Below are 16,022 nucleotides of genomic sequence, written 5' to 3'. Positions count from 1 at the left end.
TATAATTCCTCGTAAATTTTGTAATCTGTACAGGATTTTAAAAGATTATTTATCTGATACAAGAATACGAAAGATCATCACAATCTGCCATATTCTTTTTTTCTAGAAAAATACGTTATAAAAATTGCTAACAGCACCTTAAAGTCGTGCTTTTTCAATCTGAAATGCCCATTCAAGCCATTGCGTTAAAATTTCGAGATCTGAAGCTTCAACTGTTATACCTGTCCAAATCCGAAGTCCCGGAGGAGCATCTCGATACGAATTGATATCATAAGCAACCTCTTCTTCATCAAGACGATTCACTATCGCTTTTATAAAAGATATCCGCTTTTCAATATCCAAAGCAGTAATTACTGGATCCACAATATCTAAACAAATAGATGTGTTAGAACGCACTTCAGGATCTTTTGCCAAATATTCTAACCATGGTGTTTTACGAACAAAAGCATCAAGTACAGAAAAGTTCTTCTCAACCCGTGCTCTTAACGCCGCCGCACCTCCTAGAGACTTTGCCCACTTCAATGCGTCAAGAAAATCCTCAACACAAAGCATAGAAGGCGTATTGATTATCTTTCCTTTAAAAATATCTTCATTCAATTTTCCATTTTTTGTCATACAGAAAAGTTGAGGCATAGGCCAAGATGAAATATGATTCTCAAGCCTCTCAACAGCACGAGGACTTAAAATCACCATACCATGTGCTGCTTCACCTCCTAAAACTTTTTGCCACGAAAAAGTAACAACATCCAATTTTGAAAAATCAAGATATTGCGCGAAAGCCGCTGATGTCGCATCACAAATGGTCAATCCTGACCGCTTATCCGGAATGAAATCCGCATTAGGAATACACACACCAGAAGTTGTCCCATTCCATGTAAAAACAACATCACGATCAAAATTAAGTTGGGTTAGATCGGGCATTTCACCATATGGGGCTTCAAAACGACGCACATCAGAAAGTTTTAATTGCTCGACCACATCTTTATTCCACCCAAATCCAAAACTTTCCCACGCCGCCATATCAATGCCACGCTCCCCTAATAAAGACCATAGAGAAGCTTCAACAGCACCGGTATCTGAACCTGGCATAATTCCTATATAATGACCAGAAGGAACCTCAAGAATCTCACGGGTTAAATTAATAACTTCAGCCAGTTTTAATTCTGCTTCTTTCGATCTATGCGAGCGCCCAACTAATGCATTTTTAAGGACTTCAGGAGTCCAGCCAGGTCGTTTGCTACAAGGCCCTGAAGAAAAATTAGGATTATTTGGACGACAACTTGGTTTTTGTAACATTATCATTATTTCTCCCCTTTTAGACGGCTTGTCTTTCTTTAAAGAAAAACGAGTTATTATAAAGACTGAAGCCAATAGTCCCTTTAATACAAAAATCAAAAATGTTTTCTATTTATTTCGTAAGCTTAAAATACATGGAAACCTTGTAAAAAATACCCCCCTTAAGTATGCTTATCGTATTAATCCTTTAAAAAGATTTCCTCGTTTCGTCACCACGGTAAACCAGCATTTTGGCATTTTGATAAAGATACAGTAACGTATCATAATATACCTATCAAGTTTATTTTATGGAAAGGACCATTATAATTATCTAGAATACGGAGATAAACTTATAAAAAATCAATTATTTTGCTTCTGATGGCTGGACAGGAAAAATTTTAATGTTATAACCGCACACGTTTCACGTGTTTTGTGAAACGTGCCCAGGTAGCTCAGTTGGTAGAGCAGCGGACTGAAAATCCGCGTGTCCGTGGTTCGAATCCGCGTCTGGGCACCGTTTTTTCTATTTAACATATTGAAATATACAGATTTTTTATTTAATTTTTATTTAAACAGCGATTTTAAGACCACCTTTTAGACCACCTCTTGCGGTTTATATAATTTTACTTAATTTGTTGTTCTTGGCTCCGTATTTTGCTTTGAAATAAAGGTTAGAGTCTCTTTTTTCTCCATCTTACTGCTCTTCCTAGCTTATAGGGTTGAGGAACCTATCCTTGAAGCACTCAATTGCGAATCGTTGTTGTTTATACATTAAAAAGCTGTGCACATTCACGTGTCGTTACATATCTATCGCTATCATCAAATATCATCTTATTACCTTTTACTTTTTTATATTACGTAAATGGGCGGAAGTGCTGGGAGGAAAGAGCACCCCAAGCAGCTTGTGTCAAGATCTGCTTCATATCTTGTCTTTCCTCTAAGAATATCTCGACAGCTTTATTGATCTATTCAATTTGTTCATCATCACGGTAAACTTGCTGAATATTGAGACACAAATATGCTGATCTATTTACTAATTGTGGATTATAACTTAAAAAATCACACGAATTGCGCCCCGTACATATCATATGGAATTGTATTTGCGTGATATATTCAAGTTTGATCTGATTATTAAAAAAAACAAAAGTAAATAGTTTCTTATGAGCATTTGGCTTCAATTAATTCATCCTCATCAATAAGCCCATCGGAACTTGCACCAACCATTTCTATTGTGGAGATGATGCCGAAACCATAGTATATAACTTTATAGTGGCGAAAAAGGATTTCGTAAATCCTTCCAAAACACTGCAGAACAGATATTAAGGTGTGCAAACGTAAGCACATCCATTGATATTGATCTCTGGAATAAAACCGATATCAGTATCAAAAAAAAAGCCTACGACATATATTAAGACTGTTCAAAATTTATTTGTGTTGATAGCTTCTATTGATGACATCGCCAATGTTTTTGGTGTGCTAGAAAATGCTTGTAATTATATCAAAGCTCTTAATGTCATTTCATTGTGGATTTTAGCGTGCCGTTAAAAATCCTGTAAGTGATGTAATAAAAAAATAATACATCAGTCACCTTTGTGCTCTTCTTTGCTAATCTTATAAAAAATTTGTCGTCGTCTAGAAAGTACCCTCTATGAAACAGCTGAAAAAATATTTATAATCGTTGAGAACACAAGTCATAAGGCTAGCTCTATGAGATAAATGCATCTCATTCACGAGAATAGAAAAGTTTAGTAAAGATTATCAAGAAAAAGCCTTAATAAGAAAAAACTGGATAAGCTGAAGCTGATGTTCAATATCTCTAAGCTTGCTTGAAATTCTTCAAAAGAACTGCAAAATAGTGAAAAATACTCACTACTTTGAATGCAATATGCGTTAAATCGGGAAAAAGGCACCGTACAGAGCGATTGAGTAGTTTTAATACCATATTGGCTGTTAAAAATTGCCCTGTACGGCTAAATATGAGGCAAGTAGCCTCACCAATAAATTAAGGATTAAAGCATCTATTCTTAATAAAACGTAAACAACCAACACAAAAAATTTAACCGCTATGACTATCAGCTATGCATTATAAAATTTAGGGAAGTGAGTATTTTTATAACCTTTATGAACATGATAAATCTAGAGACTACAAGGAATGCGATGGTAGACAATTCCATGGGATATACTTGGGAGCATGGGATTGAGTACAAAATCGTAAGTGAAAGCAGAAGTTTATGGGCATAACTGTAATCTAGAACTGTTATCAATGATGAACTGCTTATGGATGAGATAAACAAGAGCATAAAAAAATATTGGAAGCTATTAGATATGTTTAAAAAATTGGAATTTTAATAATATACAGCATGGGATTTTTTGAATACTCATTGATGAAAGAATATTAAATAAAACAATCTCCTGCCAAAACAGATAGTTCATCTGGAAAATATCAAACAGATCTTGAAGATTTTATAAAAATATGACTTGTATCATTTATCGTTCTATGTATATGGTGAGACCAAATTAGCTATAATATTAGAGGGGGGATAATGACAACAATACAGATAGGGAAAAAGGGATTACTCCTTTTTCTCTTATGGTTCCGTGGTCCGTTAAGATTAATACTAAGCATTATTATGCTTATGTGTTTTGCAACATTAGTCGGATTTCCTATTGCAATACAATTTTCAACGGCAAGTTGGTCACCATCATTAATATACTTTATGATTCAGTTGTTTATTGCAAGTTTTGGCTCTTTCCTTCTCATGTTTTACTATGAGAAACTTATAAGATATTTACAACAACTGTTCACATATCCTCCCATTAACAACGCTAATTAAAAAACAAAATTATAATCACTAAACCTATCTTCTGATACAGCAAAAAAATTACTTTGCATCTTGAGCAAAACTATCAACACATCTGATATTTAAAGAGGGATAAAATGAAAAAATTGATTTTAGTAAGCATGGCTATATTAACTATAGGATTAAGCCTTACGGGTTGTGGTAAAAGCGAAGAAGAAAAACGTCGAGCACAACAAGAAGAACAAACTAAAAAGTTTTTTGAAACAAAGCTACCTTCTACAGGTCGTAACCATGGATTTTGAAAAAATACCCTACGACCATAAAATATGAGTTATCAATCTTGAAATAAAGAAGCTACTGTCTACTTCTTGAAAAGAAAACCATAGTTTCTTTATTTTTTATCTATTTCAGATTCTGCTCCAGAGATTGTATTTTCAGTAATATTACTTGTTCTAGCTTCGTCAGATTGAGATTTGTCATCACTAGAAAATTGGATATCGTTATATTCTGGTGGGGTAGGTGGAGCATTAAGACTAAGGTTTGCAGCGTCTTCCATTCCAGGAATATAAAAAGAAAAGCAGTTATAGTTCCTGCAATTTTTAAGGCTATATCAGCAATATCGCTCATTTCTGGAGCAATCGATTTAGTTTGATCTGAAGAAGCAACTTAGCTGAAATTGACTAATTTCTGGTAGAATGCTTTCCCCCCAGCGACGCGTAGATTTCCACCCAATTGAGGTTTATTACCGCTATCTTTAAAAAAATTATCCGTTATTTGAGAAGTATTTATTGTAAAAAAAACTGGATCAAACAGGTAGATTTATAACTAAAAAAGCTTATGTATGATAATAGCCTGTTCATTGATATACTTATCATTTTAAAGAATAAATATTTCTACTGCAACCAAAACTAAAATCTGACTTATTTTGATAACTTCCTGCTTCAGCAATAAATTTACAGCATTCTTGACAAAAATAGGTACAGTCCCCTATTTACTCGTGTTCACTTTATATATTATTATCAAAAAATAATTATAAAAAAATAAACATAATATTGTATTATATAATATGTTAAGAATAATATCGTGCTATTGTGAAAAATTCAGATATTTATTGTACTAATATAATATATTTTAATCTAATAGTTTTAATATTCTTTATTTAAAAAGCAACGAAGAAAGAAAAGTTGTTATATTTCTAAATATTGTTCTATTTGATTTTATCATAATCAATATTTTTTTTAAAAGTTTTCTATTAAATTATTAGAGATTTAATATAATAAATGATTACTTTGTAGTTCATATCACCAATTTTATTAAATGTAGAAAAGTTTAATATCTGATGGTTGATATGAATTTATTTTTAAAAAAGAGTACATTATTTCTTTTTTCTATCTTTAATTCTAAAGTTATCTATTCTACTTATGACGTTAATTTTATTTTACTTGTCTTAGAATTAACAGATGATTACTTTTTTACAGGTCTTGTGTATTTTTTTCGATTTATCCCTTTTCTCTTTTTTGGTCCTATAGGAGATTGGTTAGCTGATAATTCTTCTTTGAAAAAATATGATCTTGAGTGAATTTGTTAGATTATTGGCCTCATTATTCGTTTTTAAAACATATATAATAGGTAATGCACATATTATTGTTCTTATTTTTGCAGAAATATGTACAACAATAGGAAGAAGTGTTTTTCAACCAAGTTTTCACGCTGCTATTCAAAGAATGTTCTCAATAAATGATATTATAAAGGCAAATAGCATTTCATAAATTATAGGTGAAACTGCATCCGTAATTGGTCCTTTAGTTTGTTCAGTACTGATTTTTTTTAGAAAAAAAATAAACAGTATTCATTTTTGATTTATTTACCTATTTTATATATATTATATTGTTATTTAATATTATAAATTTAAATTCCAGTAAGAATAAATAATTATGAAATAAATATTGTAAACTAAATTCTATTTCAAATAATAAATATGACAAAAAAAATTACTTTAGATTTTTAAAAATGATATCTGTTAAAGAGTAAAAAACTGACGAAAAGTTAAAGAAGTTATTTTATTTTTCCATATCATATAGATTTTTTATTTGAAAAATAATCGTGTTGTTTTATTATAGGCGATCATAAAAGTTGTTTTTGAATTTATGTATCAAGTTTAATGAATTTCTTCACAATTTGTTCCAAAATAGATATAAAATATTGCTTAATAAAGTAATGTTAATTAAGCGTCTTTACATTTATCTCAAAAACGGAGCAATAGTTTCTGATGCCTAAGTGATCAATTTTGCTATAGCGACTTCCGATAACTACACAGGTAAGGCAGCTAATCAGAAGTTAAAAAAGATAGCATTCCATTGTGGTTTTCAATCTACACTTTGCTAAAAGTGCGCTTCAGTACTCAAAAAAAAGCTCAACGATTTGTGTAGAAAGCAAATTACAAACATGTGAATGAAAAAGATAAATAGTGATGAACAGTCTTATAATAGAAACCGTTTTACCACAATTTAAGCGTGAATTGTATTTGCTTATTTCAAAAAAAGAGCAATCTGTATTTCCTCGTCTGTCACTGTTTAAAGTTACTCTATCACCTCAGATACCATTGACGATAGTAGACCTGTTAATGATAGCTTTCATTCTAGATTGAAAAAATAGGACAGAGAAAAAAATGTAACAACATGTTCCACGGATTCCATGGATTAAAGGATGCGTATATGAGAAAAATAGACGGATTTCACATACAACAAAAAGACTGAAGCTCATTGATAAATCGGCAATAAAATGCGAACTAAATGTTTTGATTTTTTGCCAAAAAACGCGAAGAATTCGTTTTTGTTTCTTATATTGGATAGCTTTATCTGCAAAATTATCTCCGTCAAAATCAGTATAATACTGCAAAAAAAGATCTCGAAGTAATAAACTATTACTTATGTGTAAAGGTGTTACCTTAGCGCAATTTATGGTGAAACGTTTATAATCTCTTATGATGATGCAAAAGAGAAATAGGTAAAGATAACAACAGAACAGTTTTTGAATATATAAAGATTGTTTAAGCAGCTCTATATTTATACTTCCAATATAATTTTCATGCCATATTGCAATATTCTATTATAGAAAATCAATCACTATCACAGCTTATCAGTTCACTGTATGTTGCTCTTAATAGTTTGCGTAAATATTTTACATAAAACCTGTAAATTTAAAGTAGTATTTTGGATATTAATAGTAACCTCTTTTCAAGAGAAATAAGAGTAGATTCTAAAGCATCTCATTTTGTTGCTTAATTTCAATTCAATAATAGATCAATTTATATTGAGTGAAATTTTAGAAGACATATACAAGATTGGCTTTGCATCATTTTTTCAACAGTAGCGTTATATATTACAATTTTTAAATTTACCAACGGAGATACTTCAATAAAAGTATAGGCAATATCCAAAAGGGATGAGCCCTTGGAAAAATCCTCTTAATGACTGGTATAAAATGCATTTTAGCGTATTCTAAAGCTTTTTTCTCACTGTTGCCATAGATGATAAATTCTTGAAAGTTTTTAGAAACGACAAGAAGAAGATCATTATAATCGCTGATAAATTTGATTGCACATTTCATTTGAACCTTCTCTTATTAAAGTCCAGGATTATTTCAAGTGAAGATCTTTAAGAACCTTTGGAACTCATTCTGTTTCTTATTTTTTTCGCGCACTATGCGTAAGAAAAACAGATTTTTTAAAAGCGTACTTTACAAGAAAATATCCACCTTTTCCTGAAATAAAACTGTAAATATATTTTTATATTCGGAGAAGAAATTTTCCAAAGTGCGTTGATTTAAATATGGAAGCAATATGTCCCAAAAAGCTGATAGTGATAAACTTCCTATTGCAAAATAAGAAAGATCTTCAATTGCTCAAGTTATGCTCCAAATTAGAGATTGCAAATGCCATCGTACAATATATATCAGGAAAATTAACCACAAATATACAGACCCAACTTGCACAAATCAAAAATACGCTGCCAATAAAAAGGCTCAATCATAATCCCCAATATATCTACGCACTACACACATTACGATTTTAATTTCTAAAACAGATTATCGATTGTGCCCAGCTTTTTCAGAAAAAATTCCGTAAAATTAATAAAAAATTTCTGCATAGTGGTTTGGTTTCATTGTGGGATGAGTGAGCGTACAAGATTGCGAGCAATAGAATTTTTTAATTGGGCTATGCGTTGTATACAATAATCGTGTATCTATTACAGAAATAGGCTCTTGGAAAACAGTTATTACCAAGAGGCTCAATTATAATATCCTCATAGAAATTACATACTACTATAGTGCTACCGTTTAAATTATATCCAGCCATAAAATTGCTGAATTTTGTAGTAAGCAATACAAACATGTTATGTGCAACACTCAGAAAGTACTTGAAAAATTTAACCCGTTTTCAAATAAATTGGTTAAGCCTCCTGATCTTTAATTTGCACTGAGTGAATTTGCAGGATTATATGCAGATTCAAAAGGTTGTGTGCTTTCATAACATTCCTAAGCGCAAATGTTTAGTTCTCGTAATTTGATTACAGAACTTTTTTACGTATAAAAATTAAGTGACCATATACAAGAATTGAAACAGCAAGAATCAGCTCTATAAATGAACTGTTCTAAATCCCCAGTATTGCTTGGTATCTTGATATATCTACAAGAGCAAATCGACCGAAGTACCATCACATTGCTAACCTGCAACCAAAAACATAAAGATCTTGAAGATTTAAGCATTATGATGGTTTATGTGGTTTGATTGAGGCAGAAAATATGCTTGAAGTATAACCAAAGGACTTAATAGATTATTTGCATAAAAATGATGTGGTGTGCCAACCTGCTCCCAATGCTCCTTTATGACCCCTATCAGAATAAAATCAAAAAAGGTTTTACGGATGGCCCTACTATCATATCCAAAGAGCTCGTGATACAGAAAAGGTACTCCTTCAATCAAAATCACAACAAAACAATTGGTATGTTTGAGCGAAAATCCATAGAGAAGGATGCAACGAGACATGCAATATCGACTTTATTGCGTGTTTTTTAAATGATACCGTTTGAGTTTATTGATCATAAAAATATTGAAAAATAAAAGCAGTGTAACACTCTGGCTGAAGTCATAAACAGGGTAGAAAAAATTTAATTTTAAAATGAATTTCCAAATATAGTCAAAATCTAAGAACCCCTACAGATCTTTAAAACTTTCAGATTTTCCAAAGCTATAGACTCTTTGTTAAAATCTTACAATCCAAGTTTGGATAGCTCCACTAAAAAGATGACTAATATAAAACACTCTTATGTCATAAAAAAAATAAAAAATTGTTTCATGCTAAATCGTTAGTAAGGAGTTTCACTATGCCAAAATCAAAAGATAAAGCTGAACAAAAATATAATTCATTAGAAGAACTGCCATTAGAAGATCTTCTTGCACGGTTAGAAGCGATTCCCCCCGAAGAAAAAAAAAGCCCCCTGTACAGTGATAAATCATTAAAAAGTATTGTGAGCGATTTAGAGAAGGATATAGCCAGTGGGGATTTCACCAGAACCAATTATGTATATACAGATCTTACAATGATGCCTGCTCTAGTCGCAAAAGCGAATTCTCAAGATGCAGGTCTAAATCTTCATCTCGCGAGATCCTCTGAAGAACTGGTCTTATCATTAAAAGAAATAATCGAAAAAAAACAGGAAGCTGCTAGGGTGATGGTCTGCATGGAAAGGCCCGAACCCCATTTTGCAGTAATAGACTATCGGGACTTTTCTGGCAGGCAATCTATGCTATTTTTTGAAACCACAAGCTTTAGAAATACAGCGGCACAAACGCTGGCAGCAATGAGTAAATCAGCCATTGAAAGTGCTGAAATCCCTGGTTGTCATTTTTCCATGGTAGAAATGAGTATTCAAAAAGGCCCTTCTGAGGTTGGGATTGTTAGTTTGGCTTTAGCCCACAAACTCTATCTCGCGTATCCTCAATTAATCAGGATGCACATCGATAATATTCAGGGTGAATTATGTCCAAAGGGCGGTCCTTTAAGTCCTTCTAAAGTCGATAGTTATCTTCCAGTCGGGTTTTACAAACATGCGAATCATGAAGAACGTATCAGACAATATGTAGAACGTAATCCGAAGGCGTTACATGAACCCGTTAATAAAAAGAAGGAAAGTATTTTAGAAAGGCATTACAAAAACTTAACTCTTGTAGAAGGCAAAGAACACTCTGTTTCGGCGATGCAGAAGAGAGTTCATGCATATAAATCTCTTACACAATGATAATGTAATCTTTTCATATTTTGGATTATTGAGATTGGTGAGTGTTGTGCAATGTCTTACTTCATTTTCTTGCGGATCATGACAGTTTTAATTTTACTTATAGGCACCATTAGAATGTCATTCAAAACAAATACGAAATTGGTCATGCATATGAAGAGAATAATAATCTTGAAAAAGTTAGAAGTTTAAAAGAGATATATCTGTTGAAGCTTACACCGTTTTGGGTAGCTTGAGCTGTGCGTTGCGTATGAATTTCTGGTGATATTTTTCATTGAAACTTACCACTATGTCTACTATATGAAAAAGGTGGGGGAACTTCTCTTCCATTATGTTTTATGCCTTTGATAATTTTAGAAAGGAGGTTCATAATACCTTTTAAGGATTTTTCTGTTTGAGAAGCTAAATATAAAAGGGATGAAAATTCTATACACAATCTAACATATTCCCATCTTCTTTTAACCAAAAAACACAATGTATATCATGATTTTTGTTCATACTTTATTTTAATCTTTTTAAAATCTTCTATAGTGAAAGATAAGTGAATTACGAGAGCTTTTTTGTAAATCTTGTTTAATCAAATGCTTCATATAACGCGTGTAAAGGATCACCTGATTTTTAGATTCTTCTTTTAAAGTGTTTAAAGCAATTGAATATCTATAGAGGTTTCTTTAGGTAAAAATTTGCGATGAACGGGTTTAAGACCTGTAGAATCATCACTCATGAGATCTATAGTATCAATAAATTTCTTTACTGCGTCATCTGACTTGAAGACAGGTATTGTTTTCAAGTCAGATGGTTTTATGAAAATTAATTTTTCGGTACATCCGCCCCTCTCCTCGCCTTGCAGGATGCGAAGAAGGTCAATGCTGTAACGTATGTATATTTCACATATATTCACAAATGTCGTTTATCTCAACAGAAGCGTTTATGCATTCAAGAAAAACAATTAGAAAAATATTTGTTTCATTGATCAAAGCAGCAAAAATAACCACAAAAGATGGAATCTGAAAAGCAAGCAGAAAAAAGGCGGTACCCTTGTAAGCTATCATTATATATCCAGTGATGAAAAAGGAAGACAAAAGTGGAAAACTATCTTTTCATAAATTCAAATATACCTCCCACAATCAAGCAGAAGTTGTTGCAGCTATTGTTGCTTATCACAAAAAAATCGTCGCGCGGAAAATCTTCTTTCTCGTATGATAGAGATTGCGTCCCCTTATGCAAACGAAAATGAATCTTATTCAAAAGCTACTTTTTCAACCTTATATCTCAGCAGAATAGTATATAAAAAATGTCAAATACAAATTTTATAAAATAATCTTAGATACAACAAACTCAGATTGCAAATTTTTTAATAATACTAAAGTATACATTTCATTAAACGTGGCAGACATAACATAAAATACAAATAATACTATTAATTAAAGTGCTTTATACTATAAACTATACGATGAAAATATATAGTGATCCATTTATATGCTTAATATAGTATATATTATTATAATATTATTTTTTCATATAGAGTAATTGTTTTATAATAGAAATATTTTTTAAATGAAAAATACTGTAAAATATAAATAAATATTATTTATTAAATTTCTTTATTTTAGTCTATTTGTTTAGATAGATCTTTATTTAAAATTCTTAATGAATTTATTTTTTTTAAGGCAATTAAGACAATTAAACAGCAAAATAAAGAATAATTAAATTAATTGTAGATTTTTTGAACAAAATGTGTATAGTACGCTATGTGTCTTGAATGTAGATTCTCAAGTGTCATTTGAGTACAAAATGTTTAATTGCAATATTTTCTTTGTGTTTACGAGAACTGCTATATTATAAGGAAGATATGTTATAATTCTTTAAATATATTATATTTTATTTTACTGATTGTTTTATTTATCGATGTTTTATTTAGTATACTAGATTTTTACTTGTAATATGTTTTTTAAGTGAAGTTGTTTTTAGTTATTTTAAAGATGTTAATACTGAGAGATAAGTATGAGTTAGTGGGTATTTTTTAGACAATTAGAGTTCATATTGTTTTTCATGCAGAAATATCGATGTTACAAATAGTTTTGTTTTAGAGTTTATGAGGTGAGCTATTGGGGTGGTTTGTTGTGTAAGCATCTAAAAAGTGTGTGTAATTTTCAATTCTATCTGTTGAAAATCATCATTTTTAAAGCAGAGAGGGGGTGAATTACTACAAAGTAGATAGTGATTAATATGGCTTTTTCTTAATAAAAAGCGGTATAAGTTTAACAAACTTTATCGCGGAAGTTTTTTACATCTACTCGATTACTTTGTTATCCCATTCTTTAGAATGGTCGGATGTGTTTTTAAATTTTTGATTTTTTATGTCCTGCTTTGTGTCGAGCTTTTTACGGGATAAGAGTGATGAGAAAAATATCAAACGAGGGGCTTGCATTGATTAAGAGGTGGGAGGGGTTGCGTTTAAGCGCTTATGAAGATCCTGACGGTATATGGACAATTGGTTATGGACATACAAACGCTGCTGGAGCTCCGCATGTTCATAAAGATATGCAGATTACAGAAATGGAAGCGGAAGAGATTCTTTGTCAAGACTTGAAGAAATTTGAACAAGTTGTTGAACAATCTGTTACCGTTCCGTTAAGCGATGAGCAATTTGTCGCACTTGTGTCGTTTTCTTATAATGTGGGAACACAAGCTTTTCGTCGCTCTACATTGTTAAAGAAACTTAATAAGGGAAATTACGAAGCTGTGCCAATTGAATTGCAAAAATGGACAAGAGTAGGAGGAAAACGTCTTAAAGGTCTTGTCAATCGTCGGGCAGCTGAAGCTGGGTTATGGGCTCAAGGTGCTTATATGTCTCCAAATTATCAAAAAGTAGAATCACATGGTGTAACGGGTATTGATAAAATAGAAGCTTTTGCACCGATCATAGGTTCTTTTTCAGGACTTGGGGGACTTTTCGCAGGAAATGGTCCCGTTCAATGGGCTTTAGCAGGCATTATGGTTTTAGCTGCTTGTACAGCTATGGTGTATATCGCTAAACGCTTTCAGGAGCATCGTCTATGATCTCATGGATAAGAAAATATCTCGCGATAACAGCAGCGATCTTAGCGACTTTTTTTGTCGCTTTAACAAGAGCTTTTTTCCTTGGAAAAAAAGTTGAGCAGCAAAAACAAACAGAGGAAGCTCTCGAAATGGCAAAAACACGCCTAGAGGTAGAAAATGAAATTAATAAGAAAAGTGATGCTGATGTGCGTTCTAAACTTTCTGACTGGTTGCGTAACAAATGAACGAATTTCTTGTATTGGGTGGTTGCCAATCTATTTGGATCGGCGGGATATTGATGTGATTAGCTCACATTTGGCGAGAGACATCCTAAAGCATAATGAACAAGGTGAGCGTCTATGTGGGTGGAAAAGTGGACAAAAAACGAAGTGATAAAAATACAGAGTTTACAGAGTCAGAGATACAACTTCTTCATGAGATAATAAATACTTATCAAGGTATGAAAATAATATCTCGTTGTATGAAATGGGTTGTATTCATTATATTCTTAGTGGTTGTTGATTTTGCTCATCTCATAGATGCAATAGATGATATTTATGTACACCTGAAGCAGTGGTTTTCAAAAAATTAAAAAATTGTTATGATAAAGGAGAGAGTTTGTAAAGCGCTTTCATTTCATAGATTGTGGTTTCAATTACAAATATAGTTCAGTGTATAATCGAGTTGTAAAAGCTGTTTGAGTGTTAAGTAAATATAATTCTTCTTTCCAAAAATAGGAGGGTGGTTGGACTGTTTTTCTAAAACTATCGGTTCCTCATGATAGTGACTTTATGATGGATGTTAAGCTGTTTTGTAAATCGAGAGCACTCGTAACATTAGTAAAAATAGGAAGTTTTGAATTAATTGCTTCAAAAACAACAGAGGAATTCGTTATTTGATCTTGTCTCTTGGAAAAAGTTGTTATTTCTTGTTGGTGTACGGGGATGTTTAATACATGTATAACAGAGTCATTGTTTTCGGTTTCTAAAACATCCATGAGATGTAGAAAATGGAGTTAATAAAAAAAGTAATATTGATATGCGTGCTGAATTCTCTAATGAGTTGGATAACTAATAAATGAGCTTCTTGTAGTTGGATGACCACCGGTTTATTTGAAGCGGTAAGATATTAATGTGTTTCGCTTAAATTTGGTGAAAGACATTCTAAAATATAACGAATACAGTGATAGAAATATAGAATTTATAAGAGCAGAAATAGAAATGCTCCAAGAAAAATGGTTGTTGCCTATAAAGTGTTAAATGATGTCTCGCTTTATGAAATGGGTAGCATTCCTCATCTTTTGATTGATCCTGGATTTTGTCCATCTCATGAGTGTATGGTAATGTTTTTGCGCATTTGAAATAGTAAATCTCAAAGAATTCGTCTTTTTTATGGGTTTGGGGATTATCATAGCATATGCTTGACGCGATTAGCTTCCAAATTTTCACCCTTGCAGGACAAAAAGGAAGTTAAATTGTAAGATAACGCCATTTTTTATCTTATATCATCAAGGGAAAAGTAATCATGAAAACAAATTTAAGTGGTCGCGTAAGAAACACATCTTTCCCAACAACGCTGCATGCTCTCTACCTCTTTTTGAAGCAGTTGTGAACTCTATTCATTTTATCAAAGAAATAGAAAACGAGAAAGACATTATAGGTTTTAAAGTAATTGATAGTGGTACAGACTTTAAGGATCATAATTTACAATCATTTGAAACTTTAGACTCAGATAATAAAATAGAAAAAGGCTGCTGTAGTATAGGATAACTTCTATGGTTTAAAGCTTTTGATGACATAAAAATAAGGGGTATTTATGAAACAGATGAAGGACTAAAAAACGTAAATTTTCATTCGACGCTGTTGAAAATATAAAAGCACACCGCAATTTCCAAGATAACTGTACAACAAAAGAAACCGTTGTTGAGCTAAAACACTAAAAAAATAATATAAAATAATATTCTGAAAACAATACAGCCTATTGCAAAAGCACAATTCAAACATTGTCTCTGGTATTTTGCGAGAAACGGCAGTTGTCCTTTCATAACTATTGAAGATGACACAGAAAATATATCTTTGAATGATCTATATATGCAGTGCATACATGGAGTAATTTCTAATGAAGAAATAAGAGATTATAATTTTTCTATTATGCATAGTGTAAATAATTACTAGAAAAAGTTAGCAAAAAAGAAAGTGATTTTTCTAGAATGCATGTCAGAAAATTTTATTCCTTAGGTTATTCTGAAATGAAAGATACCCACAGTTCCAATGGAATACACGATTGTTCTAAAAAACCTGTTCGCATGTAAGCTTTTATCACTGAACGACAAACTAAATGCGCAAAAACGGTTTTGGTAATTTTAAAGGATGTTAAGGTTGGTTTGCGATCCAATTCTGTAAGCTTAAGCAAAAATCACGAGAGTGAGAGATTAAATTGCGAAGTTTCGTATATTTTTCTGTGCTTATAATAGAAATTGACCTTCCTTTCTTCGAAGAGCAATACGCTTCCGCCTAAATGGTCTTCTCATCCAGCTTTAGTTTTTGATATGAGACTTATTGAATTATAAAAAGCTACAGACATCAAGGCGTCCTTGTGCATTTTGGT

11 protein-coding genes, 1 tRNA gene and 2 pseudogenes are annotated in these 16,022 nt (G+C 31.9%); 9 read left to right on the top strand and 5 right to left on the bottom strand.

Features of this window, described 5'->3' with window-relative positions; translation table 11 throughout:
- Nucleotides 1–138: 138 nt before the first annotated feature.
- Complete coding sequence (locus J7R07_RS01060; protein WP_208435086.1) at nt 139–1,302, bottom strand: phosphoserine transaminase; 1,164 nt, start codon at nt 1,300–1,302, stop codon at nt 139–141.
- A gap of 414 nt (nt 1,303–1,716) precedes the next feature.
- Here J7R07_RS01060 and J7R07_RS01055 point away from each other — a divergent pair.
- A tRNA-Phe gene (locus tag J7R07_RS01055) sits at nt 1,717–1,789 on the top strand.
- A 113-nt stretch (nt 1,790–1,902) separates the two neighbouring features.
- Here the strand turns inward: J7R07_RS01055 and J7R07_RS08315 are convergent.
- Nucleotides 1,903–2,105, bottom strand: a pseudogene (locus tag J7R07_RS08315) (helix-turn-helix transcriptional regulator).
- Nucleotides 2,106–4,213: 2,108 nt separating this feature from the next.
- Here J7R07_RS08315 and J7R07_RS01050 point away from each other — a divergent pair.
- Nucleotides 4,214–4,378, top strand: a complete 165-nt coding sequence (locus J7R07_RS01050) for a hypothetical protein (RefSeq protein WP_208435085.1) — start codon at nt 4,214–4,216, stop codon at nt 4,376–4,378.
- An 89-nt stretch (nt 4,379–4,467) separates the two neighbouring features.
- Here J7R07_RS01050 and J7R07_RS08310 read toward each other — a convergent pair whose 3' ends face one another.
- The gene (locus J7R07_RS08310; protein ID WP_246464810.1) at nt 4,468–4,632 is read right to left on the bottom strand and encodes a hypothetical protein; all 165 of its coding nucleotides are present in this window, start codon (nt 4,630–4,632) and stop codon (nt 4,468–4,470) included.
- Between the two features lie 792 nt (nt 4,633–5,424).
- Between J7R07_RS08310 and J7R07_RS08575 the strand changes: the two are divergent.
- From J7R07_RS08575 to J7R07_RS01030, 3 genes and pseudogenes are all read left to right on the top strand, one after another.
- Nucleotides 5,425–6,005: pseudogene (locus tag J7R07_RS08575) on the top strand (MFS transporter); the annotation flags it as partial.
- Between the two features lie 541 nt (nt 6,006–6,546).
- Nucleotides 6,547–6,723 (top strand): hypothetical protein, encoded by a 177-nt coding sequence (locus J7R07_RS01035; RefSeq protein WP_208435084.1) that lies wholly within the window; start codon nt 6,547–6,549, stop codon nt 6,721–6,723.
- A 2,738-nt stretch (nt 6,724–9,461) separates the two neighbouring features.
- Nucleotides 9,462–10,376: a YopJ/AvrA family T3SS effector serine/threonine acetyltransferase gene (locus J7R07_RS01030; RefSeq protein ID WP_208435083.1), complete on the top strand. Its 915-nt coding sequence runs from the start codon at nt 9,462–9,464 to the stop codon at nt 10,374–10,376.
- Between the two features lie 142 nt (nt 10,377–10,518).
- Here J7R07_RS01030 and J7R07_RS08300 read toward each other — a convergent pair whose 3' ends face one another.
- Both J7R07_RS08300 and J7R07_RS08295 read right to left on the bottom strand, forming a co-directional pair.
- Nucleotides 10,519–10,629 (bottom strand): hypothetical protein, encoded by a 111-nt coding sequence (locus J7R07_RS08300; RefSeq protein ID WP_246464821.1) that lies wholly within the window; start codon nt 10,627–10,629, stop codon nt 10,519–10,521.
- Between the two features lie 384 nt (nt 10,630–11,013).
- Entirely contained in the window at nt 11,014–11,274 is a 261-nt protein-coding gene (locus J7R07_RS08295) for a hypothetical protein (protein ID WP_246464807.1), read from the bottom strand.
- A gap of 1,499 nt (nt 11,275–12,773) precedes the next feature.
- Between J7R07_RS08295 and J7R07_RS01015 the strand changes: the two genes are divergently transcribed.
- From J7R07_RS01015 to J7R07_RS01000, 4 genes are all read left to right on the top strand, one after another.
- Nucleotides 12,774–13,436, top strand: coding sequence for a lysozyme (locus tag J7R07_RS01015; RefSeq protein WP_208435082.1), 663 nt, complete (start codon nt 12,774–12,776; stop codon nt 13,434–13,436).
- A complete protein-coding gene (locus J7R07_RS01010; protein ID WP_208435081.1) occupies nt 13,433–13,660 on the top strand; it encodes a hypothetical protein in 228 nt (75 codons plus the stop codon). The genes J7R07_RS01015 and J7R07_RS01010 overlap by 4 nt, the downstream gene beginning before the upstream one ends.
- A 116-nt stretch (nt 13,661–13,776) precedes the next feature.
- Entirely contained in the window at nt 13,777–14,007 is a 231-nt protein-coding gene (locus J7R07_RS01005; protein WP_208435080.1) for a hypothetical protein, read from the top strand.
- 1,015 nt (nt 14,008–15,022) lie between these two features.
- Nucleotides 15,023–15,184 carry a hypothetical protein gene (locus tag J7R07_RS01000; protein ID WP_208435079.1) on the top strand — a complete coding sequence of 54 codons (162 nt, stop codon included), beginning with the start codon at nt 15,023–15,025 and terminating at the stop codon, nt 15,182–15,184.
- Nucleotides 15,185–16,022: the final 838 nt, after the last annotated feature.

The sequence above is a fragment of the Bartonella phoceensis genome, assembly GCF_902825145.1.
Classification (GTDB): Bacteria; Pseudomonadota; Alphaproteobacteria; order Rhizobiales; family Rhizobiaceae; genus Bartonella; species Bartonella phoceensis.
This window is presented reverse-complemented; position numbering and strand designations above follow the sequence as displayed.